We start from the raw sequence: 24077 nt of genomic DNA on the forward strand, positions 1-24077 counted from the left end.
ACCGTGGCGCGCAGGTCCGCCAGGGAGAAGGGCTTGGTCAGCACGTCGGTGACGATCGCGTCCAGGCCGCGGGCCCGTTCGCGCTGGTCGGCGAAACCCGTCATCAGCAGGATCGTCAGGTCCGGGAAATCGCGCTTGGCCGCGAGCGCCAGGGCGATGCCGTCCATCAGCGGCATGCGGATGTCGGTGAGCATCAGGTCGAAGCCGCCATCGGCCTCGTTGAGGCGGTCGAGCCCATCGCTGCCGTCGATCGCCGTGACCACGGCATGGCCGTCGATCTCCAGGCCCCGTTTGAGGAAGCCGCGGATCGTGTCTTCGTCATCCACCAGCAGGATGCGCGCCATGGTGTCCCGTGATCGTCCCTAGTGATGAAGCATTCGGCCGACAAGCGTCCGAATCGCAAGAAAATCCGCCTATCTGTCAAGGTGGAACAGGCTGGAAGGCACCCGGCAATCGGCCCGCGTGCGAAAATGCCGCGCTCGGCTACGATATCCGTACGATGTCGGGCGTGAAACTTCAGGCGCCCCCGAACAAGTCCGGGTCCGCGTTGGCGTAATCGACCACGCCGACGAAGGGCAGTTGCCGGTAGGCGTGGGCGGCATCCATGCCGTAGCCCACGACGAATACGTCGGGGCAGGTGAAGCCGACGAAGTCCGCCTCGATCGTCACCGCGCGCTTGCCCGGCTTCTCGAGGAGTACTGCCGTCAGCACGCGCTTGGCGCCGCGGGCCATCAACAGGTCCTTGGCGAAGACGACGGTGCGGCCCGATTCGAGGATGTCGTCCACGAGCAGCACGTCGCGGCCGCGCACCTCGCTCTGCACGTCGCGCAGGATCTCGACCTGCCCCGAGGAGACGGTGCCGGTGCGGTAGCTCGACAGGTGCACGAACTCCACCTGCGGCGACAGGCCGACCCGGTGGAGCGCCCGCAGCAGGTCGGCCGCGAACATGAAGCTGCCCTTGAGCACCGCCACCACGAGGAGGTTCTCGGGATTGGCGGCCAGGATCGTCCCGGCCAGTTCCTCGTTGCGCCGGGCGATCGTGGCTTCGTCGAACAGGACGCGCACGCGTCGGGATGGGATGGTCATGGGCGTTTCATAGACATCTTTGCGAGGCGCGGCCACGGTCGGCCGCAAAATCCGTGATGTCCGCGACGGAGGGTCAGTGCCGGGAGGCGTCGGCCGCCGGCGTCGCGCCCTCGGCGAAGCGCACCTCCAGGGACCGGCCCTGCGCCGGCGGATCGGGGAAGACGGTGCGGAAGCGCGCCGTCTCGCCGGAGGCGAGGACCGCCCGCGGGGCGGGGATGGCGAGGGTCCGCAGGGTCCGGTCTACCCCGTCGCGCACCGCGACGGCGAGCGGCGGCACCGGCGCGTCCCCCTTGGCCACGCCCACGAGGTCGCCCTCGACGACGAGTTCGGCCGTGCGTCCGTCCTCGGCGGGATTGCGGAAGGCGACCACGTCGCGGATCTCGATGCCGCGCAGGTTCACCGGCAGACCGATGCGGGCGTAGAGGCCAGCCGTCTGCGGCATCGCCCGCACAACGCCCGCCCGCGCGAGGCAGGCCAGCGGCAGGGCCGCCAGCACGGCGAGGCCCGCCGCGACTACGGGAGACAGGCCGAGGACGCCTTTTCGACGCCCGGCCGCAGGCCTGCCGCGGGCGGGTTTCGGGCGGGGGCGGGGCGGCACGTTGTCGACCACGGCACCCTCGCCCGCCGCGTTGCGGACCGCGGCGGAGGCGTCCTTCCAGTCGGCGTCGGAGGCCGCGCCGGACAAGGCCTCCGCCTCCTGCGCCGCGTCGAGTTCGGCGGCGCGGGCGGCCAGCACGTCGGCCGGCGTGATGAACCAGGTCTCGCGGCAGGCGGCGCAGCGGACGGAGCGGCCCTCCATGCCGACGCGCTCGGCATCGATCCGGTACTCGCTGGCGCAGGTCGGGCAGACGATCAGCATACGCTCGACGCTCACGTGCGCCCGGAGGAGACCGGGGCGGCACTCATGGGCGGAGTGTCGCGGATCACGGTTAACCCCCGATGAAACGCGCCGGGCCGCCCGTGTCGCGAAATCGTGCCGGGGCCGGGCTTGAAAACGCCATCTCCCGAGGCCATCCCGGCACCGAGCCCCGGCGCGGGCGCGAAACTTCGAACGCGGGACGGCCTTGGGCGCTCAGGTGAACACCAAAAGCCTGCTCTCCGGCGCGGAGGCGGCGGTGGTCCAGTTCGAGAACGTCGGGATGCGCTACGGCCTCGGGCCGGAGGTGCTCTCCGACGTGAGCTTCCGGATCGCGCCGCGCTCGTTCCAGTTCCTGACCGGGCCCTCGGGCGCGGGCAAGACCACCCTGCTGCGCCTGATCCTGCTCTCGGTCCGGCCAACGCGGGGGCTGGTCTCGGTGTTCGGCGAGGAGGTCAGCGGCATCTCCAGCGGGGCGCTCACCGGACTGCGGCGGCGCATGGGCGTGGTGTTCCAGGATTTCCGCCTGCTCGACCACCTCACCACCTACGAGAACGTGGCGCTGCCGCTGCGGGTCCAGGGCCGGGCCGAGACCAGCTACCGGGCCGAAGTCGTGGAGCTGCTGCGTTGGGTGGGCCTCGGCGAGCGCATGCACGCCCTGCCGCCCCTGCTGTCGGGGGGCGAGAAGCAGCGGGCGGCCATCGCCCGCGCCCTGATCGCCCGGCCGGACCTGCTGCTGGCCGACGAGCCCACCGGCAACGTCGACCCGGGCCTGGGGCGGCGGCTGCTGCGGCTGTTCCTCGAACTGAACAAGCTCGGCACCTCGGTGATCATCGCGACCCACGATTTCGGCATCATGGACGCCTATCCGGCGCGCCGGATGGTGCTGGGCGAGGGCCGCCTGAAGGTCGAAGGCTGATGGCGCGGACCACGAGCGGGCCGGGCGCCCCCGAGCCCGCGCTCCCCCCGACGCTCCGGCGCAACGCGCCCCTGGTGCCGACCGATTCGGCTGCGAGCCGGTCGCTGGCCGCCGTCATCGCCATCCTCACCTTCCTGGCGGGCCTCTGCGCGGGCGCGGCCGAGATGGTCGCCTCCAGCGCCGGCCAGTGGCAGGGCAGCGTGGCACAGGAGGTCACGATCCAGGTCCGCCCCGGCCCCGGCCGGGACCTCGACGCCGACATCGCCCGGGCGGCGACCATCGCCCGGTCCGAGCCCGGCATCGGCGACGCCCGCGTCTTCTCCAAGGCCGAGGCCGAGCGGCTGCTGGAGCCCTGGCTCGGCAGCGGCCTCGACCTCTCGGACCTGCCCGTGCCCCGGCTCATCGCCCTGAGGCTGGCCGCCGAGCCCGCCGCCGACCTGAAGCACCTGCGCGCGCGGCTGACTGAGGCCCTGCCGGGGGTGGCGAGCCTCGACGACCACGCCCTCTGGCTCCAGCGGCTCTCCACCATGGCCAACACCTTCGTCGGCGTCGGCATCGGCATCGTCGTGCTGGTGCTGGTGGCGACCGGGCTCGCGGTCGCCTTCGCGACGCGGGGCGCGATGGCCGGCAACCGCGAGGTGGTGGAGGTCTTGCACTTCGTGGGCGCTGACGACGACTTCATCGCCCGCGCCTTCCAGCGCCGATTCTTCGGCCTCGGCCTGCGGGGCGGGGCCATCGGCGCGCTGCTGGCCATCGCGGCCTTCGCGCTCGCCGGGCTGCTCGCCCGCGCCGCCCGCTCGGGCCCGGCGGGCGACGAGATCGAGGCGCTGTTCGGCGCCTTCCACGTCGGCTGGCGCGGCTATGCCAGCGTGATCCTGATCGGGGTCATCGCCTCGCTGGTGACGGGCGTGGTCTCGCGGCTGACGGTGCGCCGCTTCCTCGCTTGACGGTGTGACGGAACGCCCGGAATCCGCGTTGCGGATCAAGGGGCTCGGCCGTTCGTTAACCATTCGGAAAGCATTTCCCGACGCAATGGCCGGTGGAGGCGATCCCCCTTGGGGCGCGCCTCCGCGCCGCCGCAATCGGCGCCGATCCTCTGGAGGATGACCACGGGTATGATGCGCGCCAGCGACCCGAGCCCGACCGAAATCTTCGGCTGGCTCTGGCACGACCGGCGGCAGGCTACCGGGAACCGGACCTGCGGCCTGCCGCGCCGGCGCCTCGGACCCGCCCTGCGGCTCTGCCTGGCGGCGTCGGTCGCCGGCGGCCTCGGGCTCGGCGCAGGCTTCCTCGCCTTCGTGGGCACCCTGGAGCGCAGCGAGCGTATCCCGGTCGGCCGCGCCGACGGCATCGTGGCCCTGACCGGTGGGGCCCAACGCATCGGCGACGCGATCGACCTGCTCGCGGGCGGCTACGGCCGGCGCCTGCTCATCACCGGCGTCAACGAGCGCACCAGTCGCGACGAGATCGCCCGGCTCAACCCGAGCCAGCGGCACTGGATCGACTGCTGCGTCGACCTGGACTACCGGGCCCGCAACACCATCGGCAACGCCATCGAGACCCGGCGCTGGATGCGTCGGCACCATTTCAGCACCGTCGCGGTGGTGACGTCGAACTACCACATGCCGCGCACGCTGATCGAACTCGATCACGCCCTGCAAGGCGGCGACCGGGTGGTACCCCACCCCGTCGTCGCGGAAGGCTTCGACGCCGGATCGTGGTGGCAGAACCCGCCCGCGGCCCGGCTCCTGGCCTCGGAGTACGTAAAGTTCTTGGTAGCCTGGGTTCGGACCCGGTTCGAGACCGATCCGGAAAGTTCCCGCGCCGCGATCCTGATCGGCCGCGGCAAGCCGGTGAAGATGGTGGCCGAACCGCTGATGCGGGGCATGGAATGAGGTCCGCGGGAGCGGCGGATGACGCTTACGAGCCCCGACAGCGGCTCCTGATCGCCGCGGAGAACTCCTTCTCCGAACCCTGGACCTGGGCCATGCGCTCGGCGCGCTCCGAACCCGACAGGCAGCGTCCGTAGACGCCCGCGACCCGGCGCATGGTGTCCACGTGCCGGCGCCAGATGCGACAGTTCTTGGCCTCGTCGCCATCGGCCTGTTCGAGCTGGTCGACGGCCTGGCGCTGCATCGACTGGGCGACGAGGACGTCGCGCGGGCAGGTGCCGTCCGCCGCACTTTGGGCCAGGGCCGCGGGCCCGGCGAGCAGGATTGCGGTGCACACGAGCGGCAAGGATCGCGAGAGACTCATGCGGCCTGCGAGGCAGAGGTGTGGGTCAGGAGCGCGTAGAGGGCGCTGGCGTCGCGCGCCGCGCGGATGCGCTCCAGGATGCCGGGCTCGCGCAGGATGCGGGCGACCTGGGCCAGAGCCTTGAGGTGGTCGGCGCCAGCGCCCTCGGGGGCCAGGAGCAGGAAGGCGATGTCGATGGGCTGGCCGTCCAGCGCCTCGAAATCCACCGGCCGCTCAAGGCGGGCGACGAGGCCGAACAGCCGGTCGAGGCCGGGCAGCTTGCCGTGCGGGATCGCGACGCCCTCACCGATGCCGGTCGAGCCCAGCCGCTCCCGCTGAAGGAGGGTCTCGAACACCTCGCGCTCGTCCAGCGCCGGCAGGCGGCGGACGGCGTGGGCGCTCAACTCCTGCAGCACCTGTTTCTTGGCACGGGCGCGCAGCGACGGCACCACGGAATCCGGATCGAGGAATTCCAGCACTGGCATGGGAGGACCGTCGCCCCGTCAGACGAGGCGCGCCGGCTCGTCGCCCGCGTCACCCCCGAAGATCAATGGCCGGTCCGACATGCCGGTTCCGGCAATGTCGGATCACGCAGCGGCTTCCTGTGGATCGACCCAGCCGATCGCCCCGTCGCTGCGCCGATATACGACGTTGATGCGCCCGGTGCCAGCGTGGACGAAGACGATGACAGGGGCGCCGGTGAGGTCCAGGGCCGTGACCGCCTCGCTCACCGAATGGCGCTTGAGGGTCTTGGTGCTCTCGGCCACGATCGGGGGGTGGGCCGGCCCGTCGTCCAGCTCGGCCTCGTCGTCCTCGTCGTCCTCCGGCGCGGCGAAGACGGCGTAGGCCGCCTCGATCGCGGCGGCGCCGTTGGCCTGGCCGGCGGTGTGGTCCTTGAGCCGGTGCTTGTAGCGACGCAGGCGCTTCTCGAGCTTGTCCGCCGTCTGCTCGAAGCTCGCCCGCGCGTCGTGGGCTGCGCCCACCGCCTCGATGGTCAGGCCGGAGACGAGGTGCAGCACGCAGTCGGTGCGGTAGGCGCTGCCGTCGCGCCGCAGCGTCACGTGCCCGGTGCAGGTGCTGTTCATGTGGCTGTCGAGGTATTTCGAAAGGGTCGCCGCCATCCGCTCCTCGACGCGGCCGCGCAGGCTCTCGCCGAGGTCCAGGCCGTGGCCCGTGACGCGCAATGACCCCATGTGTCCCCCGGTTCGTTGTCCTCGATCTGGCGAGTTAAGGAGCCGGGCCCCCGTAAGTCAACGGACGCCCGCGTTCGAAGCCCGTCCGCCCTCAGCGGGCGGCCAGCATGCCCGCGTGCGAGCCCCCTTGCGCGTAGCGCTCGCGCCGGCGCTCAATGGAGGAGGGAATCCGCAGGGATTCCCGGTACTTGGCCACGGTGCGGCGGGCGATGTCGACGCCTTCCCCGCGCAGTTTCTGCACCAGGGCGTCGTCGGAGAGCACGTCGTCCGGGGTCTCGCCGTCGACGAGCTGCTTGATGCGGTGGCGCACGGCCTCCGAGGAATGAGCGGCCATCCCGGCTGCGCCCGGGATCGCGGCGGTGAAGAAGTACTTCATCTCCAGGGTGCCGCGGCTGGTGCCGATTGCCTTGTTCGATGTCACCCGCGAGACCGTGGATTCGTGCATGCCGATCGCCTCGGCCACGGTCTTGAGGTTGAGGGGCCGCAGGTGCGTCACACCGTGGACGAAGAAGCCGTCCTGCTGGCGCACGATCTCGGTGGCGACCTTGAGGATGGTGCGGGCGCGCTGCTCCAGGCTGCGGGTGAGCCAGTTGGCATTCTGGAGGGCCTCGGACAGGAACGCCTTGTCGCCGTCCGCCTTCGCGCCGCGCACGACGCGGGCGTAGTAGCTCTGGTTGACCAGGACGCGGGGCAGCGCCTCGCCGTTCAGTTCCACCAGCCAGGAGCCGTCCGCGGCCGCGCGCACGAACACGTCCGGGATCAGCACCTCGACGGCGCTCGCGCCGAAGGCCCGGCCGGGCTTGGGATCGAGGCGGCGGATCTCGGAGAGCATCTCGACCAAGTCGTCGTCGTCCACGCCGCAGAGGCGGCGCAGAGCCGTGAAATCGCGCTTGGCCACGAGGTCGAGGCGCGAGACCAGGGCCTGCATCGCCGGATCGAACCGGTCCTGCTCGCGGAGCTGGATCGCGAGGCATTCGGCCAGATCCCGGGCGGCTACCCCTGGCGGGTCGAAGCTCTGCACGAGCTTCAGGACGCGGGCCACCCGGTCGAGCTTGGCCCCGAGCCGCTCGGCCACGGCGTCGATCGATTCGCGCAGGTAGCCCGCCTCGTCGACCGCATCGATCAGGAAGCCGCCGATCAGTCGGTCCACCGGGTCCCGGGTGGCGAGGTCGAGCTGGCCGGCGAGGTGCTCGCGCAGGGAGATTTCGGCGGTGAGCGTCGCCTCGAAATCCGGCGCCTCGGAATCGAAGCTGCCGCCGGTATTGCCGTAGGGCGCGGGCGTCAGCGACAGCATGTCGCCGCAATTGGCCTCGCTGATCGGGCTGGGCGCGTCGTCGGGGAAGACGTTGTCGAGGCGGGCGTCGAAATCGCCCTCGATCCGGCCGCTGCCCGGATCGAGCTCGTCGGCCATCCAGGGCTCGGCCTCGGCCCCCTCGAACGCCTCGGCCTCGGGCGCGGCCTCGGGGGCCTCGGTGGCGCCGGGCTCGGCTTCGGCCCGCTCCAGGAGCGGATTGCGCTCCAGTTCCGCCTCCACGTAGGTGGCGAGGTCGAGATGGGAGAGTTGCAGGAGCTTGATCGCTTGCAGAAGCTGCGGCGTCATCACCAGGGCCTGGCCCTGGCGCATTTCCAGCCGTTGCAGCAGACTCATGCGACGCCCCGATCCTCTTCGAAAACGGCCCGCCAGCCAAGGCTACGTCGCCGACGGCATGGTTCTTGCTTCAAAGTCTCCTTTCCTCTGTAGACCCATCCCGATCGCGCGTCAAAGCGTGATCGTGTCTCGCTACGCCCGGCGGCCGGACGTGGCAGCGATGCCACAGGCTTATCCCCAGGGCACACCGCCGCCCGTCCGGTTGGATGGCGGCGGGCCGGAGCACTCAAGCCTGGAGCAGGATGCTCTGCCGGTAGGAGTAGCGCCTCAGCGCTTCGAGCCGGTAGGCGAAGTCGTCCATCATCTTCGCGACGGACAGAAGCTTCCGCTTGAAGACGTAGATCGATGCCAGCTGGAAGAACAGCATCTCGGGAATGCGGACCTGGACCTGGAAGTGCTGGCGCAGCATGTCGACCTCGGCCGGCGACAGGGGGAACTCGTCGTCGTCGCCGTAGCGGGGGACGCCGAACTTGCCCACGACGTTCCGGCGGAACCAGATCAGGAGGTTGCTCGCCGCGTTGTTCTCGAAGAAGTACGCCTTGCCCCCCGCGTTGAGGGTCGAGCGAAGCGTCCGGGAGAACTCGGAGAACGGCTCGATGTGGTGCAGGATGAACGACCCGAAGATGAAGTCGAACGTACCCAGTCGAGCGATGTCCCGGGCATCGGCCTGGATCCCGGTCAGGTTCGTGATGCCCGCCTCGCGCACGTGGCGGTTCAGGGTGTCGATGGCGACGGCGGAGAAGTCCACGGCCGTCACCTCGGCCCCGGCGGCGGCCAGGAACAGCGAGGTCCCGCCGTTGCCGCAGCCGAGATCGAGCACCCGCTTTCCCTTGAGCGGTCCGAAGAACGCCACCGCCTCGCTGACCGCGTGGCCGACCTCCTTCGACAGGTGTGCCGCCTCCATCCCCTCGAAGTTCCGGTCCCAGAAAACCTCGGCCTCGTTCTTCATCCTCGACTCCCCAGCATGCGAACCCGGCGCAACGGACTACGGAGCCTCGAAACGCCGTCCTGGTGCGGACCATAACCGATCGTCACCAACCGATTGATCGAGGAATAATGCTGACCATCGTCTTTCGGGGATCATGACTAATTTGGATATGCGCACCTGTAGTCGCTGCGGACGGCATGTAGACTGAGTCTTTGCCGCATATCGTTAACGTCCCGCCGCCGGACATTCGCACTCACCCTCAGCGAGCCGTCCGGCAACCCCGCAAACTACATACGACGCGATCTCTGTCGATCCGTTACGTTCGACCCAAATTCTCGGACGTTTTCGATATCCCTGATCCAGTCTCTTTCCGAACCGTTCCGGATTTCGCTTCTTCGATAAACAGGTCCGAAAGAGCCGAACGCTTGACTGCTTCCCCGAAAAAGCCGGCACTCCTTCCCCGGTTCGACCAGCCGAATCGGCATCGCCCCGCGTCAGGGATGCGCCATGGCCTTTCACAGGACGTACATCGCCGACCTGCTCGGTGCCATGGACAAGGACCTCGCACTCGGCGTGCAGAGCGAACTCGCGACCCTGATCGGCCCCTGCGTCAGCGACCTGTACGAAGGCAACTGGGTCTACTTCGCGGATGCCACGACGAAGGCCGGGGCGCACGAATGCCTGGTCTATTTCATGCCGCCCGGACGCAGCATCGTGCTGCAATCGCCCAAGCTCCCCAAGGGGGACTTCGAACTGGGTGGAGACCAGGGCGGCAACACCAACCCGAATTCGGGCGCCTGCGAGGTCTACGTCAAGTGGAAGGACGCCAAGACCTTGGCGCGGCTGGCGTTCCACGAACTCCTGCACAACCGGCTGAAGCTGGGCAACACTCTGCACAAGGAGGACGGCCTGCGGACGGGCGGGGTCATCACCTCGGCGACCAAGCTCACGGATGGCAACAAGCGTGACATGGCCAAGGGGATCAAGCAGCCCGTGCCGCAATGGTCGGACGGGATCATCCTCATGACGAATGGTTTCCACGATCCGATGTCGGAGTTCTACAAGCCCTGACGCATCGGACCGGCGATCGCCCTCAGAGGCGGAAATCCTCGCCGAGGTAGAGGCGGCGGGCATCCGCGTTGGAGACGATCTCCTCGGGCGTGCCCTCGGTGAGGATGCGTCCCGAATGGGCGATGTAGGCCCGGTCGATCAGGCCGAGCGTCTCGCGCACGTTGTGGTCGGTGATGAGCACGCCGATGCCCCGGCTCTTCAGGTGCTTGACAAGGTCCTGGATGTCGCCGACCGCGATCGGGTCGATACCGGCGAAGGGCTCGTCGAGCAGCATGAAGGTCGGCGATGAGGCCAAGGCGCGGGCGATCTCGCAGCGTCGGCGCTCGCCGCCCGAGAGGGCGATCGAGGGCGACTTGCGCAAGCGCGCGATGTCGAACTCTTCCAGGAGGGAATCGAGCTTCCTCGCCCGCTCCTTGCGGTCGGGCTCGGCCACCTCCAGCACGGCGCGGATGTTGTCCTCCACCGTGAGTCCGCGGAAGATCGAGGCCTCCTGGGGCAGGTAGCCGATGCCGAGCCGGGCCCGTTGGTACATCGGCAGGTGTGTGATCGGCAGGCCGTCGAGGGTTATGTGGCCGCGATCGGCCGCCACCAGCCCGGTGATCATGTAGAAGATCGTGGTCTTGCCCGCCCCGTTCGGCCCGAGCAGGCCCACCGCCTCCCCGGTGCGGACGGTGAGCCCCGCCTCGTGCACCACCGTGCGCGCGCCGTAGCTCTTGCGCAGGCCGCGCACGCTGAGGATGCCGGGACCGCCCTCCTCCGGTTCGGGCTCGGAGCCCATGTCCCGCGAAGCGGCGCCCGCACGGCCGAACAGGCGGCCGAGCAGCGACGGCGCCCGCGGGCGGGCCGGCGCGGAGGCGCCCGCGGCCCGGTTCGGGGACAGGGCCTGCGCGCCGGAACGGAAGCCGAGGGCGCTGCTCAATTGGCCTGGGCCCGCGTCTTCGCGGCATCCGCATCGGCCGGCTTGGGTGCCGCCTTGGCAATGCCGGGCGGCGGTGGGCAGCCCTTTGCGCCCCCCTTGGCGTCGGCCTTCTCGCCCGGCACGAACAGGGCGGAGACGCGACCGCCCGCCACCGGGTCCATGTTCGCCCGGCCACTGTTCATGTCGTAGACGAGGCGCTGCCCGCGGGTGACGTTCTGGCACTGGCTCAGCACGACGTTGCCGGTGAGCACGATGCGCTTGGCCGCCTGATCGAACACGGCGTTGTCGCCGGTGGCGACCTGGTCCTTCTGCACCACGGTGACGGGGCCGGCGCATTCCACCTTCTGGATGCCGTTCTCGCCCATCGCCGGCTTGTCCTCGGCCGCCTTATCCGCCGCCTCGGCGGGTTCGCCCTTCTTGCCGGCGTCCTTGTCCTTGGCGTCCTTGCCGCGCTTGTAGTGCACGGTCATGGTCGAGCAGCGGATGGTGCTGTCGCCCTGAACGGCCACCACGTTGCCGACGAACACGGCCTTGTTCTCCCGGTCGAACACGTCGAGGCGGTCGGCGTCGATCTTGATCGGCTCCTTGCCGCCGCCGAGCGAGCCGAGCGGCGAGGCGGAATCCTTCTTGGCGGCCGGCTTCTCCGCCAGCGCAGGGGCGGCGGCGCAGACGGCACCCGCGAGCGCGAGGGCGCCGACGAGCCGGACCAGCACGGGAGCGGTCATGGCCGACCGTCCGCCGGCTCGGCCGAGGAGGTGAGGATACGCAGACCCGCCTTGTCGGCGGGGCCGTCCTTCGCCTTCCTGTCCTCGCCCTGGAACACGGCGTGCACGTTGCCGATGAAGGAGATCACCCGCCCGCTATCGACCACGTCGAGCCCGTCCGCGACCACGGACCCGCTCGGAACGGTGACGGAGACGGCCTCCTTCGATTTCACGGAGCCGGCCTTGAAGTCGACGGCGGCCGATTTCAGCACCGCCTCCTCGCCCTTGTCGGTCCAGATCCGGATGTCGTCCTTGAGGTCCAGGGCCTCGCGGGCGGTGTCGAACAGGCCGGTGGCGGCCTGGAGCCGGGCCAACCCGCCCTTCTCGTCGGTACTAAGGTGCCCGCGCATGGCCTCCAGCTCGATCAGGCTCGGCTTGCGCATGTCCTGGAGGGCGGCGGTAGCCGTGACCTCGTAGCCGCGGTCCCCCTTGCGAAAGCCCGAGAGCCGCGGGTTCTCCATCCGCACCTTGGTGCCGGACAGGGTGACCGGGCCGACGCTGACGCCGGGAGCGATCGATCCGAACGGGTTGAAGAGGTAGGCGGCGAGCAGCAGCACCGCCCCGCCGGCCGCCACGGGAATCAGGCGGCGCAGGGTCCGGACGCGGGCGCTGTGCCGGTAGGCGCGGGCATGCGCCCGCGTCCGGCGCGCGTCGCCGCCCGCGGGCCCGTTCGTCTCGATCGCCGCGACCACCTGCATGAGACTTTCCAGCGTCGCCCGACGCCGCCCGCAAGACCTGAAGGGCGCTGCGACCCCCGTCACGCCGCACCGATTCCGCCCGGATGCGCCCATCCGGTGGCGAAGTTATGGCTCAAGGGTTTCCCAATGTTCAACCACGATGCGCAGTCGGCAGCGGCAGCCTGCGCGATTCCCGGCGGCCGCGTGCGCGGCCGCACACGGCCGGCCATGGGCCGGCGCGGGACTTCGTGTCCGGGAACACCGGACCTCCGGCGCGTCAGGCTACCCATCGGCAGTCCGATGCAGTAGCTTGGCCGCCCTGCCGATGCGAATATCGACAGGGCGCAGCGTGGCACGCAGACCATCGTGGCACCGAGGTCGAAACGCTCCGATGAACTTCCACCTCAGCAGACTGAACATCGGGCAGAAGCTGTTCATCGTCGGCGGGGTGCCAATCTTCATCGCCGGCGCCATCGCCGCGGTCGCCTGGACACTCATCCTCGAAGCCGAGCGGGCCCGCAACGGCGCCGTCCTGTCGAGCGAGAACTATCATACCTTCACGCTGCTCAACAAAGCCCGCGACGACTACGTCAACGAGGCGGCCAATTCGCGCCAGGGCACCGAGCACAAGTTCACGGATCTGGCCGGCACGGCCCACCGGCAGCTCGACGAACTCACCGCGCTCTCGCGCACGCCGGAGCAGTCGGACGCGATCCGGACCGTCTCCAGCAACCTGGAAACCCTGTCCTCGCAGATGACGGCCCTGATGAAGATCGAGGGCGACCTAGACGAGCGGGTCAGGGACATGGCGCGCCGGGCGAGTTCGCTCGTCGACCTGACAGACCTCGCCCGCAAGCGTCAGCAAACCGAGAACGCCACGCTCATCGCGATCCTGACCCGGACGGATACCGAACTGGAGCGGAACCAGTCCGTCGTCACGGCGCTCGGCCGTTTGCGGGAGGCGATCTCGGCGGTCGAGCTAAACAAGTCGCGCATCGGGCAGCCGGTCTTCCAGATCGAGTTCGACGAGCTGGACTCGGACCTCAAGCAGCTCGACGCCTCGGTGAAGGCGCTGGCCTCCGCCTTCGCGGCCGACGAACAGGCCGACAACGCCGGCTCCCTCGACATCCTGTCGAAATCGTACTGGGAGAGAAGCCGCAACAAGAACCGCTCCGACGGCTCGACCTCGGAAGGGTTCGAGCTGATCCGCACGAACCAGCCAAGCCACGCCCTGATCGAGTGGTGCAACGCCCGCATCAAGGACAACGTCACCCGCCAGCAGCGCCTGCACGACCAGGTGGCGGACCTGATCCGGGAATCCATCGCCTCGAACGAAGGGGAACTGGCGGCACAGAACATCGCGCTCGCCACCCTGAAGCTCGCCCAGCAGACCGGGGCGGCGCTCGCCCACCGGAACGCGGCGGAAGCCAAGGAAATCCTGCAGGAGAGCGGGGCGCTGGCCGGCAGCGCCCGGACGATCCCGTTGCCGCGCGGCATCCAGGACGACATGGGCGCGGCCATCGACGGCTGGCGCTCGCAACTGTCCACGACGATCGATCAGGTGAGCGAGCAGAACGCGATGATCCGCAGCATGGATCGCCTCGCCGCCTCCACCGGCCGGAACGCCCTGGTCCTCAGCAAGGCGTTCATCGAGGACGCCAACCGGCTCGGCATCTTCATCCGCCAGCTCCTGCTCTTCGGAGCCGTCGGCGCGCTGCTGCTCGGCACGGCCGCGGCCGTGGGCGTAGCGCGCTCGATCACCCGTCCGTTGCGCCGGCTCCAGACCAACATGCTGCTGGCCGCCGACGACGTGGCGGTCGGCCGGATCAGCGACGACGGCCGGCCGGACGAGCTGGGCGAGATCGCCCGGACGACCAATTTCTTCCTGGCGGAGATCATCCACCGCGAGAAGGGCTGGCGGCACGCGGCCAAGCGGGCCGACGACGCGCTCACCACCCTGAAGCAGGCGCAGGACGACCTGATCCGGGCCGAGAAGCTCGCCTCGCTCGGTCAGCTCGTGGCCGGGGTCTCGCACGAGATCAGCACGCCGCTCGGCATCGCGCTGACGACGGCGACGCAGATGCAGGTGGATGCCCTGGACTTCGAGAGCTTCGTGGCTGGGGGCCAGATCTCGCGTTCGCGGCTCGGCCACCATGCGTCGCGGCTGAAGGAGGGCTCGCGCATCCTGACGAGCAACCTGATCCGCGCCGCCGACCTGCTCTACAGCTTCAAGCAGGTCGCCGTGGACCAAGCCCGCGAGGACCGGCGCACGATCGAGATGCGCGCCTGGCTCGACGAACTCCTCAAGAGCCTGGGAACCCTGATGCGGACCGGCCGGCACGAATGCCGCATGGAATGCTCGCCCGACGTCGTCCTCGACACCTTCCCCGGCATTCTCGCCCAGGTGGTCACGAACGTGGTCAAGAACGCGGTCGACCACGGCTTGCGGGACCGCACCGGCGGATCGATCCGGATCGCGGTCGCACCGGCTCGCGAGGCCGGGGTCTCGCTGTTGATCCACGACGACGGCGCCGGCATCGAGCCGGCCGACCTCGGCCGGGTGTTCGACCCGTTCTTCACCACCGCCCGCTCCCGCGGCGGCACGGGGCTCGGCCTGCACATCGTGCACAACCTCGTGGTCAACAAGCTGCAGGGCCGGATCGACCTGAGCAGCAGCCGCGGCGCGGGCACGACCGTCCGGATCTGGCTGCCGGACACCTTGAGCACCTCCGCCGAGACGACGATACGGGAACCGGCGTGATGGCCCTGCGATCGAACCTGGCCCAGTTGGCCGCGGCCCTGGTGGCCGTCGCCCTCCTCGCCGTCCGGCCCGCCTGCGCGGCGATCGAACTCCAGGTCTGGCATTCCCTCGACGGCGCCAACGGCCTCGTCATCTCGAAGATGGCCGACGACTTCAACGCCTCGCAGGGAAACTACAAGGTCATCACCATCTACAAGGGGCCCTACGCCGAGACCCTGAGCGGGGGCATCGCCGCCTACCGTGCGGGGGCCGCCCCCCACATCCTCCAGGTGTTCGAGGTGGGCAACGGGACCATGGCGGCCGCGGTCGGCGCCGTGAAGCCGGTCTCGGACGTGTTCGCCTACTCGAACTCGCCCGTCACCCCGGACGACCTGCTGCCCGTGCTGGCGACGAACTACCTGAGCCGGTCGGGCAAGCTGCTCTCGCTGCCCTACAACATCTCCTCGATGATCATGTGGATCAACCGGGACCGCTTCCGGAAGGCGGGCCTCGATCCGGAGCAGCTGCCGCGGACCTGGCCGGAGGTGTTCGAGGCGGCGCGCGCGATCCGCAAGGCCGATCCGACCTCCTGTGCCCTGTCGACGGCCTGGCCGGTCTGGGCCAACATCGAGCAGCTGTCGGCCTGGCACGACCGGCCGGTCGCCTCCCGCGCGAACGGACTCGCCGGGTTCGATACGGAACTGGAGTTCAACCGGCCCGTCCAGGTCCGGCACCTGGAGAACCTCGTGACCTTGAGCCGGGAGGGCGTGTTCCAGTATCTCGGGCGCACGAACCTCGGGGAGGCCAAGTTCCTCTCGGGGGATTGCGCGATCTTCGTCACCTCGTCGGCGATGTACGGGGCGATCCGCGGCAAGAACACCTTCGACTGGACCGTTCTGCCGATGCCGTATTACCCGGACGTGCCCGAGGCGCCGCAGAACGCGATCCTGGGCGGCGGCTCCCTCTACGTCATGCAGGGCAAGTCGGACCTCGAATACAGGGGCGTGTCCGAGTTCCTGACCTTCATCCTCGGGCCCGAGGAGCAGGCGATCATGTACCGGAACTCCGGCTACCTGCCGATCACCCGCGCGGCCTACGAGGAAGCCCTGCGCTCCGGTGCCTACGGCGAGAACCCGCCCCTGCGGACCGCCATCGAATCCGTCACGCGCAAGCGCCCGACGCCGAACTCGTCGGGCCTGCGGCTGGGCAACATGCTCCAGATCCGCGACATCTGGGCCGAGGAGATCGAGGCGGCCCTGAACGGGGCCAAGACCGCGCAGCAGGCCCTGGACGACGCCGTGGCCCGCGGCAACGAGGTGCTGCGGCTGTTCCGGCAGCGGACCGCCAACTGACGCGGATCGCGGCCGGATGCCGGCCCGGCGTCAGGTATGGGCGAAGATGTCGGTCTCGGGCCAGCCGCCGAGGTCGAGCCGGGCGCGGGCCGGCAGGAAGTCGAAGCAGGCCTGGGCGAGGGCCGTACGACCCTCGCGGGCGAGCATCGCATCGAGTTTTTCGCGAGCGGCGTGGAGGTAGAGCACGTCCGAGGCCGCGTAGTCGATCTGCGCCTGCGTCAGGGTCGGGGCGCCCCAGTCCGAGGATTGCTGCTGCTTGGACAGGTCCACACCGACGAGTTCGCGGACCACGTCCTTGAGGCCGTGGCGGTCGGTGTAGGTGCGGGCGAGCTTCGAGGCGATCTTGGTGCAGTAGACCGGCCCCGGCATCACCCCGAACGCGCGGAACAGGACCGCGAGGTCGAACCGCGCGAAATGGAAGATTTTTTGGACGTTGGGGTCGGCGAGGACCTGGATCAGGGTCGCGGGCGGGGGGGCTTGCGGCGGAATCTGCACCACGTCGGCCGAGCCGTCGCCGCGGGAGACCTGCACCACGCAGAGGCGGTCCCGGTGCGGGTTGAGGCCGAGCGTCTCCGTGTCGATGGCGATGGCGGGGCCGGCCTTGTAGCCGGCGGGTAGGTCGCCGCGATGGTGGCGGATGGCGGCAGGGCTCGGCACGGGCAGGCGTTTTCCCTAACTGATGCGCACCGGCCGGGGATCGCCGGCTCCGGCACGGGACGAGGCGGCGTGCCTCGAACATGGATGCCGCCTCACGATGGGCAAGCGCGACACGAAGGCCTGGAGCCCTTCCCCGTCCGGGAAGGGCTCCGAGTCCCAAAAAATTACTTCTGCTTGGCGATGATCCTGTCCTTGATCCCGGCGTAGACGTTCTCCGGGATGATCTTCTTCTGGACCAGGTCGTCCTTGCCCTTGTAGGGCCGGCCCTTGATGATCGCGGCCGAGCGGGCGGCACCGATGCCGGGCAGGGCGTCGAGTTCGGCGGCGCTGGCGCTGTTGATGTCCAGGAGCACACCCTTTGCGGCGTTCGGTGATCCGGCGACGGGGGCGCTGGGCGCGGGAGCGGTTGGCTTGATCGGCGCGCTGGGCGCGGCCGGTGCCGTCGGGGCGGGCTTCGTCGGTGTGGAAGGGCTCGGCGTCTGGGCCAGGGCCGGGGCCGCACCGAGGGCGGCCAGAAGGGTCAGCGTACGCAGGAACGAGGCGGTCTTGGTGGACGAGGCCATGGTGGTACTCCCGAAGGACCGGCGGCCCGTTGCACGGCGCCGACAGGACAGGGTTTGGCGCCAGCGACTTGAACCCCGGCTTAACGCTGCGGCATGGCGGCGCGCCGGGGATTGCGAGCCGCGTGTCGTCCGTGGCAAGCCGTCGGCATCGTCGCGCTGCGCGGATCGATCCCGGCTCTAGCCAGGGCCGGGCGCCCTCGCTATAAGGCCGCCTTCGAATCTCCGTATCGGGCGGTGCACGAGGCGATCCTCGAAGGGGGAGTCGCTCGCGCAGCGCTTTGCCGCTATTTCCACGTCAAGGACATTCAGCCATGGCCGTTCCGAAGCGAAAGACCTCCCCCTCGCGGCGCGGCATGCGCCGCTCCGCCGACGCCCTCAAGGCCCCGACCTACGTCGAGGACAAGGACTCGGGCGAACTGCGCCGTCCGCACCACATCGACCTGAAGACCGGCATGTATCGCGGTCGCCAGGTCCTCAAGGTGAAGTCCGCCGAGGCCTGATTCTTCCGGCCACCCGATCCCGGCTGCCGGGATCGGGGACTTAGCGACCGCGCACGCCAAAGCCCCGGCGGGACCCTCCCGGCCGGGGCCTTGGCGTGCGCGGTCTTCAGGCGAGGCGGCGGTCGGTCTCGGCGTACAGGGCGGCGGCGGCGCGGGTGCGCTCGATCCGCGACGGGCGCAGAGACTGGTCGGCGCTGACGATCAGGTGCGCGACGAACTCCGCGAGCGGCCGTCCGCCGGTCCTCGGCGCCCGATCCTGCCGCGCATCCCCTTCACCTCCCCCGACCCGGCCGCCCGGCAGGACGACGAGGGCGCGGGCGGTGTCGGCATCGGCGGTGGCGTGCCGGCCGGTCTCGGGGGCCGTCCGGCGTCCCACCCGTACCGTTCCAGGACGGCCAACCGTCTCGATCCGCATCATCGCCCGCATCCTCCGCATCACAGGATGCGGTGGGGCAAGAGTTGGGCCGGCGTTAACGGTTCGTCAATCTTTTGCCGGGCCGGGGCCTACTTCTTCGCGAGCGCTTCGAGCCGCTGCTGCATCTCGATCATCTGGCGCTTGAGGTCGTCGAGGTCGTTGCCGGAGGCGGGCAGCGCCTGCTGGCCCGGCACGGCCGGCGTCTGCCCGATACCGGGCGCGCCGGGTGCGCCGCCGAAGCCCGTGAACATCTTCATGGCGTCGCCCATGAAGCTCATGTTGGTCCGCACCTGCTGCTCGATCGCGTTCTGGAAGGCGGCGGGCCCGAAACTCTGCGCGAACTTGGCGCGCAGGCCGTCCTGGTCGCGGGCGAAGTTGGCCATCGAGAATTCGAGGAAGCTCGGCACCATCGTGCGCATGCTGTCGCCGTAGAAACGGATCAACTGGCGCAGGAAGGCCACCGGCAGGAGGTTCTCGGCGCCCGCCTTGTTCTCCTGCTCGAAGATGATCTGCGTCAGCACCGAGCGGGTGATGTCGTCGCCCGAGCGGGCGTCGTAGACGACGAAGTCCTCGCCGTTCTGCACCATCGTGGCCAAGTCTTCGAGGGTGACGTAGGTCGAGGTGCCGGTGTGATACAGACGCCGGTTGGCGTACTTCTTGATGACGGTCTGCTGCGCCTTGACGTTATCCGTCATCTCTACGGCCTCTCCCGACCCGGTCCCACGGCACGAGAGACCCGCGAGGCCCCACAGACGCGGCCCGCCTTCGCACCTGCACCCTATCCTAAGACCTTCCACCGCCGCCGAAAACAGCTATCTGACCCGTTTTCCCGCAGAATAATGCATAAACGCGTTGCACTGCGTGCTTTTCAGTCCCGCGGAAGCGTCATGGGGCTCCCGCAGCGCTTCTTGACTTCGGCCATCTCAAGGCTTTCATCGCCCCAACGGCACCAGAGCGCGCGGACGAGACCCGTGAGGCGCGCCGGCCGATAAGAGGAGACACGTCAGATGGCAGGCAGCGAAGAGATCGTCATCGTCGGTGCGGCGCGCACCCCCGTCGGCTCGTTCGGCGGCGCGTTCAACACCGTGCCCGCGCACGAACTCGGCAAGGTGGCGATCCAGGCAGCCCTGGAGCGGGCCGGCGTCTCGCCCGACGACGTGGACGAGGTGATCTTCGGTCAGGTGCTCACCGCCGGCGCCGGCCAGAACCCGGCCCGCCAGGCGGCCATCGCCGCCGGCATCCCGGAGAAGGCCACCGCCTGGGGCGTCAACCAGGTCTGCGGTTCGGGCCTGCGCACGGTCGCCATCGGCATGCAGCAGATCGCCAACGGCGACGCCACGGTGATCGTGGCCGGCGGCCAGGAATCCATGTCGCTCTCCCCCCACGCCCAGTACCTGCGCGGCGGCCAGAAGATGGGCGACGTCAAGCTCATCGATACCATGATCAAGGACGGGCTCTGGGACGCCTTCAACGGCTACCACATGGGCACCACCGCCGAGAACGTGGCCCAGGCCTTCCAGCTCACCCGTGAGCAGCAGGACCAGTTCGCGGCCCGCTCGCAGAACAAGGCCGAGGCCGCCCGCAAGGAGGGCCGCTTCAAGGAGGAGATCGCCCCCGTCACCGTGTCCGGCCGCAAGGGCGACGTGATCGTGGACACCGACGAGTACATCCGCGACGGCGCGACCGCCGAGGCGATGGCCAAGCTCAAGCCCGCCTTCTCGAAGGACGGCACGGTCACGGCCGGCAACGCGTCGGGCCTCAACGACGGCGCCGCCGCGCTGGTGCTGATGTCGGCCTCCGAGGCCAAGCGCCGGGGCATCACGCCGCTGGCCACGATCAAGTCGTGGGCGACTGCCGGCGTCGACCCGAAGATCATGGGCACGGGACCTATCCCGGCCTCGCGCAAGGCTCTGGAGAAGGCCGGCTGGAAGCCCTCGGACCTCGACCTGATCGAGGCCAACGAGGCCTTCGCGGCCCAGGCGCTGGCCGTCAACAAGGACATGGGCTGGGACGACGCCAAGGTGAACGTCAACGGCGGCGCCATCGCCATCGGCCACCCGATCGGCGCGTCCGGCGCCCGCGTCCTCATCACCCTGCTGCACGAGATGAAGCGCCGCGACGCCAAGAAGGGGCTCGCCACCCTCTGCATCGGCGGCGGCATGGGTGTCGCCATGTGCGTCGAGCGCGCCTGAGGCTGGGAGCCGCGCCGCCGTCCGGCGAATTCGCCTTGAGACGGCGGCCAATTTATTTCGCGTGCGGACGCCATCCGCACGCGCCATGACCCACACCGCTATCCGCTTGCAGTCAGAAAAATACGGAGGAAACACATGGCACAGGAACGCGTCGCCCTCGTCACAGGCGGCACCCGCGGCATCGGCGCCGCGATCTCGAAGGGCCTGAAGGCCAAGGGCTTCAAGGTCGCCGCCAACTACGGCGGCAACGACGAGGCGGCCAACGCCTTCAAGGCCGAGACCGGAATCCCGGTGTTCAAGTTCGACGTGGGCGACCTCGCGAGCTGCGAGGCCGGCATCAAGGCGATCGAGGCCGAGCTCGGCCCGGTGGACGTGCTGGTCAACAACGCCGGCATCACCCGCGACGGCGCCTTCCACAAGATGACCTTCGAGAAGTGGCAGGCGGTCATCAAGACCAACCTCGACTCGATGTTCACCTGCACCCGTCCGCTCATCGACGGCATGCGCACCCGCGGCTTCGGGCGCATCATCATCATCTCGTCGATCAACGGCCAGAAGGGCCAGGCCGGCCAGACCAACTATTCTGCGGCCAAGGCCGGCGTGATCGGCTTCGCCAAGGCGCTGGCGCAGGAGAGCGCCTCGAAGGGCATCACCGTGAACGTGGTGGCGCCGGGCTACATCGCCACCGAGATGGTGATGGCCGTGCCGGAGGAGATCCGCAACAAGATCATCTCCACGATCCCGACCGGTCGCCTCGGCGAGGCGGACGAGATCGCCCACGCCGTCGCCTACCTCGCCAGCGACGAGGCCGGCTTCGTCAACGGCTCGACCCTGACCATCAACGGCGGCCAGCACTTCGTCTGAGTGTCTTCAGCGCCCGCGTTTCCCCTTGGGGACGCGGGCGCCCGGCCGTGGTAGCGGCGGCCATGAACTCCGCCACCGCCACGCTCCTCGGCTCCGGCGCGATCCTGCTGTGGTCGTTGCTGGCCCTGTTCACCGCCGCCTCCGGTGCGGTGCCGCCGTTCCAGCTCGCCGCCATGACCTTCGCGCTCGGCGGGCTTCTGGGCTGCGCGAGCTGGCTCGTACGGCCGTCCGGCATCCGAGCCCTACGCCAGCCCTGGCCGGTCTGGCTCCTCGGGGTCGGCGGGCTGTTCGGCTACCACGCCTTGTACTTCACGGCCCTGCGCCTTGCGCCACCGGCCGAAGCCGGGCTGATCAACTATCTCTGGCCGCTCCTGATCGTGCTGCTCTCGGCCCGGCTGCCGGAGGCGGGCGGCCTGCGTGCGGGCCACCTGATCGGCGCGGGCCTGGGCCTTACGGGCGTCGCCGCCCTGTTCCTCGGGAGGGGCGACCTGCGCTTCCCGGACGGCGCCCTGCCCGGCTACCTCGCCTCGTTCGCGGCCGCCTTCGTCTGGTCGGGCTACTCGGTGCTGTCGCGCCGGGTCGGAGCAGTGCCCACCGACGCGGTCGCCGGCTTCTGCCTCGTCACCGCGGCCCTGAGCCTCGCCTGCCACCGGGCGCTGGAGACGACGGTCTGGCCGGCAGGCGCCGCGGAATGGGGCGCCGTGATCGCCCTCGGACTCGGGCCGGTGGGCGCCGCCTTCTACCTCTGGGACATCGGCTGCAAGCGCGGCGACATCCGCCTGCTGGGCGTGGCCGCCTACGCCGCGCCCGTGCTCTCCACACTGATCCTGGTAGCGGCCGGCTACGCCCCCGCCACCCCGGCCCTGGGACTGGCCTGTGGGCTGATCGTGGCAGGCGCGCTCGTCGCTGTGCGGGCCTCGCGCCGCGTGCCGGGTTCGGCCTGAATCAGGAGCGTGGCGTCGGCCGCCAGTCCGGGGGCGCCATCTCGAAGCCCTCGAAGCGGAAGGCCGGCGAGACCGTGCAGCCGACGAGCGTCCAGGCCCCGAGGCTGGTCGCCGTCTGCCAGTGCCCCGCGGGCACGACGAGTTGCGGACGCTGACCGCGCAGGAGGTCCGGCCCGAGATGCTGGGCCGCCGCGTCGTGGTCGTTCGGGCTCACGGTGATGACCAGGGGCGCGCCCGCATGCCAGTGCCAGATCTCGGCCGCATCGACCCGGTGCCAGGCCGAGACCTCGCCCACGTCGAGGAGGTAGTAGATCGCGCTGCCGACCGAGCGCCCGTCGACTTCGCGGGCATCGCGGAACGTCTCGCGGTAATGCCCGCCCTCCGGGTGGGGCTGCAGCCCGAGCGCCGCGATTACCTGGGCGGCCTTCATCGCCTCCGGCATGGTTTATTCGCCCTCTACTCGGTGATGGCACCCTGGGGCAGGCTGAACCCCGGCGGCGCCTTGGTGCCGGTCTGCGCTTTGGAAGCCGGTGCCGCCTTGGCGGTGCCGGCCGCCTGGCCGGTCTCGCTCGGCTTGGCTCCGGTGCGCGGGGCCCTCTTGCGGTCCCGCTTGGCGGCCTCGGGCGGGGGCGCCTTCACCGCAGGCGCCTCGGCGCATTCGCGAAACCCCAGGGTCGCCAGGGTCTCGCCGGCCTCGGAGACGATGGTCAGCGGGTCGGGAAGCTCCGGCAGGGACGCCTCCCAGCGAATCGGGCTGCCGAGCTGCGCCTCGATCGCGCCAGGGGGGCCGCCACGGCGCAAAGCCGCCAGGTCCGGCCCGTAGGCGGTCGCGACCTTGCCGGCGATCGTCACCTGGAGCACCCGCGTGACCTCCGGCGTCAGGGGCCGCAGGGGGTTCGCGACCTCCGCCTGGCCGATCCGCGTCACGAACAGCCCAAAACCCTTCTCGCCCTCGTAGCGGGCGGCCTGCCCCGCGCAGGCCGGCGTGTTCGCGACGATCGCGGCGGGCAGCACGGGCGCGACGACCTCCGGCCGCGCGGCCTCGGTACCACGGGACGTTTTCTTTGCGCGCGGGGGGGCACCGGGCGGGGGCGTGGGGGTTTCGCCGGACGGGGGCGCGGGCTGTGCCAGGGCCGGCGCGCCGAGCGCAAGGGCGAGGGCCAGGGCCCGTCCGTATCGACGCATGTGTGTCATGGGGCTCCGCCCGGCGGCAGCGCGGGTCGTCCGGGTGGTTCGATCGCGCGGGCAGGCCGGGCCGGCTCCGGATCGATCACCTCGGCCGTGCGGTCGATCGGGCTCGTGGACGGTCCGATCTCGGCCAGGAGCAGGTCCTCGTCGCGCTCGTCGAACTCGCTGTCCATGCGCAGGGGCGGGCGACGGCTCCGTGCCGACAGGGCGGCGACGGCGAGCCCCGCGATCGCGCAGGCCACCACCGCGGCCAGGATCAGGACGAGTTCCATGCGCGGCCAGCGATAGACCAACCCGCGCCCGCTTGCACCCGCCACGCATCGCGAAAGCCTGACCCCGCGCACTCTGCCGAGATCCCATGCCGCA

The 24077-nt window shown here is 70.0% G+C and carries 28 protein-coding genes; 10 read left to right on the top strand and 18 right to left on the bottom strand.

From position 1 onward, the window contains the following. The 3 genes from COGEMETH_RS11790 to COGEMETH_RS11800 form a co-directional block, all read right to left on the bottom strand. On the bottom strand, window positions 1-344 hold a 344-nt coding region (locus COGEMETH_RS11790), incomplete at its 3' end, for a response regulator (protein WP_238182757.1). Window positions 345-516: 172 nt separating this feature from the next. Beyond that, on the bottom strand, window positions 517-1086 hold the full coding sequence (gene hpt / locus COGEMETH_RS11795; RefSeq protein WP_238182758.1) for a hypoxanthine phosphoribosyltransferase: 570 nt from the start codon (window positions 1084-1086) through the stop codon (window positions 517-519). A 73-nt stretch (window positions 1087-1159) separates the two neighbouring features. Beyond that, entirely contained in the window at window positions 1160-1960 is an 801-nt protein-coding gene (locus COGEMETH_RS11800; RefSeq protein WP_373875351.1) for a zinc-ribbon domain-containing protein, read from the bottom strand. Window positions 1961-2162: 202 nt separating this feature from the next. On the opposite strand from COGEMETH_RS11800, the gene ftsE reads away from it, so the two are divergent. The 3 genes from ftsE to COGEMETH_RS11815 all read left to right on the top strand — a co-directional run bounded on the left by ftsE (window position 2163) and on the right by COGEMETH_RS11815 (window position 4756). Further along, window positions 2163-2861: a cell division ATP-binding protein FtsE gene (gene ftsE, locus COGEMETH_RS11805; RefSeq protein WP_238182759.1), complete on the top strand. Its 699-nt coding sequence runs from the start codon at window positions 2163-2165 to the stop codon at window positions 2859-2861. After that, a complete protein-coding gene (locus COGEMETH_RS11810; RefSeq protein WP_238182760.1) occupies window positions 2861-3808 on the top strand; it encodes a cell division protein FtsX in 948 nt (315 codons plus the stop codon). Before ftsE ends, COGEMETH_RS11810 begins: the two co-directional genes overlap by 1 nt. Window positions 3809-3976: 168 nt before the next feature. Beyond that, entirely contained in the window at window positions 3977-4756 is a 780-nt protein-coding gene (locus COGEMETH_RS11815) for a YdcF family protein (protein WP_238182804.1), read from the top strand. A gap of 25 nt (window positions 4757-4781) precedes the next feature. Here COGEMETH_RS11815 and COGEMETH_RS11820 read toward each other — a convergent pair whose 3' ends face one another. From COGEMETH_RS11820 to COGEMETH_RS11840, 5 genes are all read right to left on the bottom strand, one after another. Next, window positions 4782-5090, bottom strand: coding sequence for a hypothetical protein (locus COGEMETH_RS11820; protein ID WP_238182761.1), 309 nt, complete (start codon window positions 5088-5090; stop codon window positions 4782-4784). A 23-nt stretch (window positions 5091-5113) separates the two neighbouring features. Beyond that, the gene (ptsN, locus tag COGEMETH_RS11825) at window positions 5114-5581 is read right to left on the bottom strand and encodes a PTS IIA-like nitrogen regulatory protein PtsN (protein ID WP_238182762.1); all 468 of its coding nucleotides are present in this window, start codon (window positions 5579-5581) and stop codon (window positions 5114-5116) included. A 102-nt stretch (window positions 5582-5683) separates the two neighbouring features. Continuing rightward, entirely contained in the window at window positions 5684-6289 is a 606-nt protein-coding gene (hpf, locus tag COGEMETH_RS11830; protein WP_238182763.1) for a ribosome hibernation-promoting factor, HPF/YfiA family, read from the bottom strand. A gap of 91 nt (window positions 6290-6380) precedes the next feature. Beyond that, on the bottom strand, window positions 6381-7937 hold the full coding sequence (gene rpoN, locus COGEMETH_RS11835) for an RNA polymerase factor sigma-54 (protein ID WP_238182764.1): 1557 nt from the start codon (window positions 7935-7937) through the stop codon (window positions 6381-6383). Between the two features lie 226 nt (window positions 7938-8163). After that, the gene (locus COGEMETH_RS11840; RefSeq protein ID WP_238182765.1) at window positions 8164-8886 is read right to left on the bottom strand and encodes a class I SAM-dependent methyltransferase; all 723 of its coding nucleotides are present in this window, start codon (window positions 8884-8886) and stop codon (window positions 8164-8166) included. Between the two features lie 486 nt (window positions 8887-9372). On the opposite strand from COGEMETH_RS11840, the gene COGEMETH_RS11845 reads away from it, so the two are divergent. Beyond that, window positions 9373-9936 (top strand): hypothetical protein, encoded by a 564-nt coding sequence (locus tag COGEMETH_RS11845; protein ID WP_238182766.1) that lies wholly within the window; start codon window positions 9373-9375, stop codon window positions 9934-9936. Window positions 9937-9958: 22 nt separating this feature from the next. Here the strand turns inward: COGEMETH_RS11845 and lptB are convergent, their stop codons facing one another. Genes lptB through lptC form a run of 3 tightly spaced genes read right to left on the bottom strand, consistent with a single transcriptional unit; the run spans window position 9959 to window position 12317 of the window. Further along, complete coding sequence (lptB, locus tag COGEMETH_RS11850; protein ID WP_373875352.1) at window positions 9959-10816, bottom strand: LPS export ABC transporter ATP-binding protein; 858 nt, start codon at window positions 10814-10816, stop codon at window positions 9959-9961. 35 nt (window positions 10817-10851) lie between these two features. Further along, window positions 10852-11580: an LptA/OstA family protein gene (locus tag COGEMETH_RS11855; protein WP_238182767.1), complete on the bottom strand. Its 729-nt coding sequence runs from the start codon at window positions 11578-11580 to the stop codon at window positions 10852-10854. Continuing rightward, window positions 11577-12317, bottom strand: a complete 741-nt coding sequence (gene lptC / locus COGEMETH_RS11860) for an LPS export ABC transporter periplasmic protein LptC (RefSeq protein ID WP_238182768.1) — start codon at window positions 12315-12317, stop codon at window positions 11577-11579. The genes COGEMETH_RS11855 and lptC overlap by 4 nt, the downstream gene beginning before the upstream one ends. Window positions 12318-12687: 370 nt before the next feature. Here lptC and COGEMETH_RS11865 point away from each other — a divergent pair, with 370 nt between their 5' ends. Both COGEMETH_RS11865 and ugpB read left to right on the top strand, forming a co-directional pair. Further along, on the top strand, window positions 12688-15057 hold the full coding sequence (locus COGEMETH_RS11865; protein ID WP_238182769.1) for a sensor histidine kinase: 2370 nt from the start codon (window positions 12688-12690) through the stop codon (window positions 15055-15057). Further along, the gene (gene ugpB / locus COGEMETH_RS11870; protein WP_238182770.1) at window positions 15057-16388 is read left to right on the top strand and encodes a sn-glycerol-3-phosphate ABC transporter substrate-binding protein UgpB; all 1332 of its coding nucleotides are present in this window, start codon (window positions 15057-15059) and stop codon (window positions 16386-16388) included. Before COGEMETH_RS11865 ends, ugpB begins: the two co-directional genes overlap by 1 nt. Window positions 16389-16418: 30 nt before the next feature. Here the strand turns inward: ugpB and COGEMETH_RS11875 are convergent, their stop codons facing one another. After that, a complete protein-coding gene (locus COGEMETH_RS11875) occupies window positions 16419-17045 on the bottom strand; it encodes a ribonuclease D (RefSeq protein WP_238182771.1) in 627 nt (208 codons plus the stop codon). Between the two features lie 164 nt (window positions 17046-17209). Next, window positions 17210-17608, bottom strand: a complete 399-nt coding sequence (locus tag COGEMETH_RS11880; RefSeq protein WP_238182772.1) for a ComEA family DNA-binding protein — start codon at window positions 17606-17608, stop codon at window positions 17210-17212. Between the two features lie 311 nt (window positions 17609-17919). Between COGEMETH_RS11880 and rpmF the strand changes: the two genes are divergently transcribed. Beyond that, window positions 17920-18108 carry a 50S ribosomal protein L32 gene (gene rpmF, locus COGEMETH_RS11885; protein WP_003601373.1) on the top strand — a complete coding sequence of 63 codons (189 nt, stop codon included), beginning with the start codon at window positions 17920-17922 and terminating at the stop codon, window positions 18106-18108. Window positions 18109-18214: 106 nt separating this feature from the next. On the opposite strand, the gene COGEMETH_RS11890 is transcribed toward rpmF, so the two are convergent. Continuing rightward, window positions 18215-18526, bottom strand: a complete 312-nt coding sequence (locus tag COGEMETH_RS11890) for a hypothetical protein (protein WP_238182773.1) — start codon at window positions 18524-18526, stop codon at window positions 18215-18217. Window positions 18527-18612: 86 nt separating this feature from the next. Further along, window positions 18613-19218, bottom strand: a complete 606-nt coding sequence (gene phaR / locus COGEMETH_RS11895; protein WP_238182774.1) for a polyhydroxyalkanoate synthesis repressor PhaR — start codon at window positions 19216-19218, stop codon at window positions 18613-18615. Window positions 19219-19530: 312 nt separating this feature from the next. Between phaR and COGEMETH_RS11900 the strand changes: the two genes are divergently transcribed. From COGEMETH_RS11900 to yddG, 3 genes are all read left to right on the top strand, one after another. After that, complete coding sequence (locus tag COGEMETH_RS11900; protein WP_238182775.1) at window positions 19531-20715, top strand: acetyl-CoA C-acetyltransferase; 1185 nt, start codon at window positions 19531-19533, stop codon at window positions 20713-20715. 135 nt (window positions 20716-20850) lie between these two features. After that, on the top strand, window positions 20851-21579 hold the full coding sequence (gene phbB / locus COGEMETH_RS11905) for an acetoacetyl-CoA reductase (RefSeq protein WP_238182776.1): 729 nt from the start codon (window positions 20851-20853) through the stop codon (window positions 21577-21579). Between the two features lie 62 nt (window positions 21580-21641). After that, window positions 21642-22523 (top strand): aromatic amino acid exporter YddG, encoded by an 882-nt coding sequence (yddG, locus tag COGEMETH_RS11910; RefSeq protein WP_238182777.1) that lies wholly within the window; start codon window positions 21642-21644, stop codon window positions 22521-22523. A 1-nt stretch (window position 22524) separates the two neighbouring features. On the opposite strand, the gene COGEMETH_RS11915 is transcribed toward yddG, so the two are convergent. The 3 genes from COGEMETH_RS11915 to COGEMETH_RS11925 all read right to left on the bottom strand — a co-directional run bounded on the left by COGEMETH_RS11915 (window position 22525) and on the right by COGEMETH_RS11925 (window position 24028). Continuing rightward, entirely contained in the window at window positions 22525-22953 is a 429-nt protein-coding gene (locus COGEMETH_RS11915) for a cupin domain-containing protein (protein WP_373875353.1), read from the bottom strand. Between the two features lie 26 nt (window positions 22954-22979). Further along, window positions 22980-23537, bottom strand: coding sequence for a hypothetical protein (locus COGEMETH_RS11920; protein ID WP_238182779.1), 558 nt, complete (start codon window positions 23535-23537; stop codon window positions 22980-22982). A gap of 176 nt (window positions 23538-23713) precedes the next feature. Continuing rightward, complete coding sequence (locus COGEMETH_RS11925) at window positions 23714-24028, bottom strand: hypothetical protein (protein WP_238182780.1); 315 nt, start codon at window positions 24026-24028, stop codon at window positions 23714-23716. Window positions 24029-24077 lie beyond the last annotated feature (49 nt).

Source organism: Methylobacterium trifolii (assembly GCF_022179685.1).
Classification (GTDB): Bacteria; Pseudomonadota; Alphaproteobacteria; order Rhizobiales; family Beijerinckiaceae; genus Methylobacterium; species Methylobacterium trifolii.

What these genes read in the sequence shown, in the direction of transcription:
- hpt (WP_238182758.1), bottom strand. Translation starts at nt 1,086, where the DNA reads ATGACCATCCCATCCCGACGCGTGCGCGTCCTGTTCGACGAAGCCACG.
- COGEMETH_RS11810 (WP_238182760.1), top strand. Translation starts at nt 2,861, where the DNA reads ATGGCGCGGACCACGAGCGGGCCGGGCGCCCCCGAGCCCGCGCTCCCC.
- COGEMETH_RS11815 (WP_238182804.1), top strand. Translation starts at nt 3,977, where the DNA reads ATGATGCGCGCCAGCGACCCGAGCCCGACCGAAATCTTCGGCTGGCTC.
- ptsN (WP_238182762.1), bottom strand. Translation starts at nt 5,581, where the DNA reads ATGCCAGTGCTGGAATTCCTCGATCCGGATTCCGTGGTGCCGTCGCTG.
- hpf (WP_238182763.1), bottom strand. Translation starts at nt 6,289, where the DNA reads ATGGGGTCATTGCGCGTCACGGGCCACGGCCTGGACCTCGGCGAGAGC.
- rpoN (WP_238182764.1), bottom strand. Translation starts at nt 7,937, where the DNA reads ATGAGTCTGCTGCAACGGCTGGAAATGCGCCAGGGCCAGGCCCTGGTG.
- COGEMETH_RS11840 (WP_238182765.1), bottom strand. Translation starts at nt 8,886, where the DNA reads ATGAAGAACGAGGCCGAGGTTTTCTGGGACCGGAACTTCGAGGGGATG.
- COGEMETH_RS11845 (WP_238182766.1), top strand. Translation starts at nt 9,373, where the DNA reads ATGGCCTTTCACAGGACGTACATCGCCGACCTGCTCGGTGCCATGGAC.
- COGEMETH_RS11855 (WP_238182767.1), bottom strand. Translation starts at nt 11,580, where the DNA reads ATGACCGCTCCCGTGCTGGTCCGGCTCGTCGGCGCCCTCGCGCTCGCG.
- lptC (WP_238182768.1), bottom strand. Translation starts at nt 12,317, where the DNA reads ATGCAGGTGGTCGCGGCGATCGAGACGAACGGGCCCGCGGGCGGCGAC.
- COGEMETH_RS11865 (WP_238182769.1), top strand. Translation starts at nt 12,688, where the DNA reads ATGAACTTCCACCTCAGCAGACTGAACATCGGGCAGAAGCTGTTCATC.
- ugpB (WP_238182770.1), top strand. Translation starts at nt 15,057, where the DNA reads ATGGCCCTGCGATCGAACCTGGCCCAGTTGGCCGCGGCCCTGGTGGCC.
- COGEMETH_RS11880 (WP_238182772.1), bottom strand. Translation starts at nt 17,608, where the DNA reads ATGGCCTCGTCCACCAAGACCGCCTCGTTCCTGCGTACGCTGACCCTT.
- rpmF (WP_003601373.1), top strand. Translation starts at nt 17,920, where the DNA reads ATGGCCGTTCCGAAGCGAAAGACCTCCCCCTCGCGGCGCGGCATGCGC.
- COGEMETH_RS11890 (WP_238182773.1), bottom strand. Translation starts at nt 18,526, where the DNA reads ATGATGCGGATCGAGACGGTTGGCCGTCCTGGAACGGTACGGGTGGGA.
- phaR (WP_238182774.1), bottom strand. Translation starts at nt 19,218, where the DNA reads ATGACGGATAACGTCAAGGCGCAGCAGACCGTCATCAAGAAGTACGCC.
- COGEMETH_RS11900 (WP_238182775.1), top strand. Translation starts at nt 19,531, where the DNA reads ATGGCAGGCAGCGAAGAGATCGTCATCGTCGGTGCGGCGCGCACCCCC.
- phbB (WP_238182776.1), top strand. Translation starts at nt 20,851, where the DNA reads ATGGCACAGGAACGCGTCGCCCTCGTCACAGGCGGCACCCGCGGCATC.
- yddG (WP_238182777.1), top strand. Translation starts at nt 21,642, where the DNA reads ATGAACTCCGCCACCGCCACGCTCCTCGGCTCCGGCGCGATCCTGCTG.
- COGEMETH_RS11915 (WP_373875353.1), bottom strand. Translation starts at nt 22,953, where the DNA reads ATGAAGGCCGCCCAGGTAATCGCGGCGCTCGGGCTGCAGCCCCACCCG.